Raw genomic sequence first — 3659 nt, forward strand, 5'->3', positions numbered from 1 at the left:
CCTCGACCCGGCCGGGCGACGAGGAGAGCCGCACCGAGACGACGCTCGGCTTCGCCGCGTAACGCAGGGTGTTGGTCAGGGATTCCTGCACCACCCGGTAGATCGTGAGCTGCACGCCCGGGCTGCCGGGCACGCGCCCGCTCAGCTCGAGCCGGGCCGGGAGTCCCGCGGACCGGAAGGAGTCCACGAGGTCGACGAGCTGGTCGGCACCGGGCTGCGGGGCGAGCGGGGCGGCGGTCGCGACGGTCGCTGCGGCAGCCGTCGTGGTGCCGGAGCCGGGCCCGGCCGCCGCCTGCCCGGGGGCGGATGCCGCAGCATCCGCCGTCTCGTCGTCGTCGCTGAGTACGCCGAGGAGCCTCCGCATCTCGGCCATCGAGCCGCGGCCGGTGGAGGCAACCTCGCGCATCGCAGCGCGGGAGCGTTCGGGGTCGCGCACGGCGAGGGCATCCGCGCCGTCGGCGAGCGCGACCATGACCGAGAGACTGTGGGCGACGATGTCGTGCAGCTCGCGGGCGATCCGGGCGCGTTCGGAGCTGCGAGCGAGCTGGGCCTGCCGGTCGCGGTCGTGGGCGAGCTGGGCGGCGAGGCTGACGAGGGAGGCGACGTAGCGCATCCGGTCGCCCACGCTCACACCGATCACGGTCGCCACGATGAGCAGCACCGCGTCCTGGGAGGCAACGCTCAGCCAGGAGATGAAGGGGTTGCCCGAGCCGAAGTAGGCGCCGAGGGTGGAGATGCCGACCGCGACCGCGAGGCCGATCCAGGCGCTGCGCACGTTGCGATAGACCGCGACCGCATAGAGGGCGATCATCACGGGCAGGGTGTCGCCCTGGCCGTGGTTCGGGAACGACGGCAGCAGCGCGGTGCACGAGAGGGCGAGGGCAAGCAGTGGGGCGTGCCTGCGGAAGAGCAATGCTCCCGCGATCAGGCCGGTGAGGAGCAGCGCCGAGACGATGGCGACCGGCGCGGGGCCGACTGCCGGCCGGGTCGCGTCGATCAGGAGCACGATCGCCGTCGGGACGAGGTAGACGGCCGCGACGAGGGAATCGACCAGCCAGGGGTGCCGCGCCCAGAACCGGCGGGTGACCCCGGGAGGAGTCGGCAGACGCAGTCCAGCCCCGTCCGCGAGGGGGGTCGCGGCGGGGCTGGGGCTGGTGGAGGTCATGATTGGGACTCTACTTGCTGCGCACTGGGCGGATGCCGGTCACCGGTCGGTGCCGACGCCCGGCCCTGCCTGCCCGGTCCCGTTCATGGCCGCTCGGTTACGCGTCGCGGCGCTTGAGCAGCACCGAGGCGGTGCCGAGGCTCAGGACGACCCAGACGAGGACGATGATCAGGTCGACCGACCAGTCGAGGGGCACCTTGGCGAACTGCATCAGGCCGAACATGCTGATACCCGCGGAGGAGATCAGGTACGGGAGCACGTCGCTCGCCCACGTGGCCGGGATCATCTGGAGCACGACCGGGAGCAGCAGGATCACGCCGAGGGTGACGGCAATGCTGCCGGCCCCGCTCCGCACGATCGTACCGATGCCGAGGGCGAAGACCGCGACGAGGCCGAGGTACAGCGAGCCGCCGAGCACCGGGAGGATGACCTCGGGGGCGAAGAGGCTCGCGTGCAGGCCCTGCCCGGACACGATCGCGACCGTGACGACGTAGGAGGCGATGCTGCTGACGAGACCGACGACAAAGGTCGTGACGAACAACACGAGCGCCTTGGCCCAGAGCGCCGGGAGGCGCTTCGGCACCGCGGTCAGGGTGGACCGGATCATGCCCGTCGTGAACTCGCCGGTGACGGCGAGCACACCGAGCACGGCGACGATGAGCTGGCCGAAGAACACGCCGAAGGTCGAGGCCTGCGCCACGAACCTGGCCTGGTCGGTGTCGGGCACCGTCGCGATGTCGGTCCCGGTGAGGTCGAGCGCGAGCGACATGATCGCGGCGAGCCCCATCGACACGACGAGCAGCACCGCGAAGCACCAGATCGTCGAGCGCACGGTGCTGAGCTTGATCCACTCCGAGCGGATGATGCCGAGCGCGCTGAGGTGCGGACCGGTCGGCGTCGACGCGGGCACGTGCTCCGTGCCGATGTCGGCGAGGGTTTCCGGGGTGCCGGCAACCAGGATCGTGGGGGTGCTCATCGTGCTGCCTCCTGCAGTTCGGTCTCGCGCGGGTCCGGATCGTCGTTCACCGCGGCATCCGCTGCGGCGTCTGTCGTGTCGGAATCGTCGAATTCGTCGTCGCCGGTGCCGCCGGTGCGGTATTCTACCTCGTTCTGGGTGAGGGACATGTAGGCGTCCTCGAGGGAGGCGGTGAGGCTCGTGAGTTCGTGGAGCACGATGCCGGCGGCCGCGGCCTGGTCGCCGATCTCGGCGGCCGTGATGCCGGTGATCTGGAGCACGTCCTGTTCGAGGTTCACGACGGAGACCTCGGCCTGCGCGAGCAGGGTGGCGAGCCGGGTCGCGTGCGGGCTGCGCACGCGGACGGTCGCGCCGCCGGCCTGGCCGATGATCTCGGCGACGGGGGCGTCTGCGATGATCCGGCCACGGCCGAGCATGATGATGTGGTCGGCGGTGAGCGCCATCTCACTCATCAGGTGGGAGGAGAGCAGCACGGTGCGGCCTTCGCCGGCGAGGTGCCGCATGAGCTTGCGCACCCACTGCACGCCCTCGGGGTCGAGCCCGTTGACGGGTTCGTCGAGGATCAGGATGCCCGGGTCGCCGAGGAGGGCCGCGGCGATGCCGAGGCGCTGTCCCATGCCGAGGGAGTATCCGCCGACGCGCTTGCGGGCGACGGAGGTGAGTCCCGTGAGTTCGATGACGTCGTCGACCCGGCTCTTCGGGATGTTGTGGGTCGCGGCCATCGCGAGCAGGTGGTTGCGCGCCGAGCGGCCGGTGTGGATCGCCTTCGCGTCGAGCAGCACGCCGACCTCGCGGAGCGGGGCGCGGAGGTCCTGGTAACGCTGCCCGTTGACGAGGACCGAACCGGAGTCCGGCCGGTCGAGGCCGACGATCATGCGCATGGTCGTGGTCTTGCCCGCGCCGTTCGGGCCGAGCAGGCCCGTCACGGTTCCTGGCTGGATCGTGAAGTCGATCGCGTCGACCGCGACCTTGCTTCCGTAGCGTTTGGTCAGGGACTGTGCCTGAATCATCCGTCTCCTCATTCGCATCGTTGGCGGGGCCGGACGTCGGTGGACGTCGGCCCCGCATTCACGATACGCAGGGCGCCTCCCGGGGCGCATCAGTCGAACGGATGCTTACCGTCCGCACCGCGTAGTACCCCGGTACGACCCCGATTCGGATGCGTCCCGCCCGCTCGCCCGTGCCGCAGCATCCGCCGCCGCGCCGGTTTGCGCAAGCCGCTCCCGTTTCCGCTGGCGCCCGCGCCGGTTTCCGCCAGCCGCGCCGGTTTGCGCAGGCCGCTCCGGTTTGTGCTGCGGGCCGCGCCGGTTTGTGCTGCGGGCCGCGCCCGAAACGGCAGACGCGAGCTGCCGAAACCGGCGCGGGCCTGAGCGGATGCGAGCGGTCCGGCGGGACGGCGGGACGGACCGCGCACGACCCACGACCACGCCCGCGCCGATTTCCGCAAGCTACCCCCGGTTTCCGCTGGAGGCCGCGCCGGTTTGCGCAGGCCGCTCCGGTTTGTGCTGCGGCCTGCGC

3 protein-coding genes are annotated in these 3659 nt (G+C 71.3%); all 3 read right to left on the bottom strand.

The genetic code is table 11. The features are described 5' to 3' along the window. Positions 1 to 1165, bottom strand: a 1165-nt coding sequence (locus QN350_RS19320; RefSeq protein WP_323517147.1) for a histidine kinase, incomplete at its 3' end; no start/stop codon positions are given. Between the two features lie 97 nt (positions 1166 to 1262). Continuing rightward, positions 1263 to 2141, bottom strand: coding sequence for an ABC transporter permease subunit (locus QN350_RS19325; protein WP_322138709.1), 879 nt, complete (start codon positions 2139 to 2141; stop codon positions 1263 to 1265). Continuing rightward, on the bottom strand, positions 2138 to 3151 hold the full coding sequence (locus tag QN350_RS19330) for an ABC transporter ATP-binding protein (RefSeq protein WP_281533784.1): 1014 nt from the start codon (positions 3149 to 3151) through the stop codon (positions 2138 to 2140). The genes QN350_RS19325 and QN350_RS19330 overlap by 4 nt, the downstream gene beginning before the upstream one ends. Positions 3152 to 3659 lie beyond the last annotated feature (508 nt).

It is taken from the genome of Cryobacterium sp. 10I5 (assembly GCF_035019865.1).
GTDB lineage: Bacteria > Actinomycetota > Actinomycetes > Actinomycetales > Microbacteriaceae > Cryobacterium > Cryobacterium breve_A.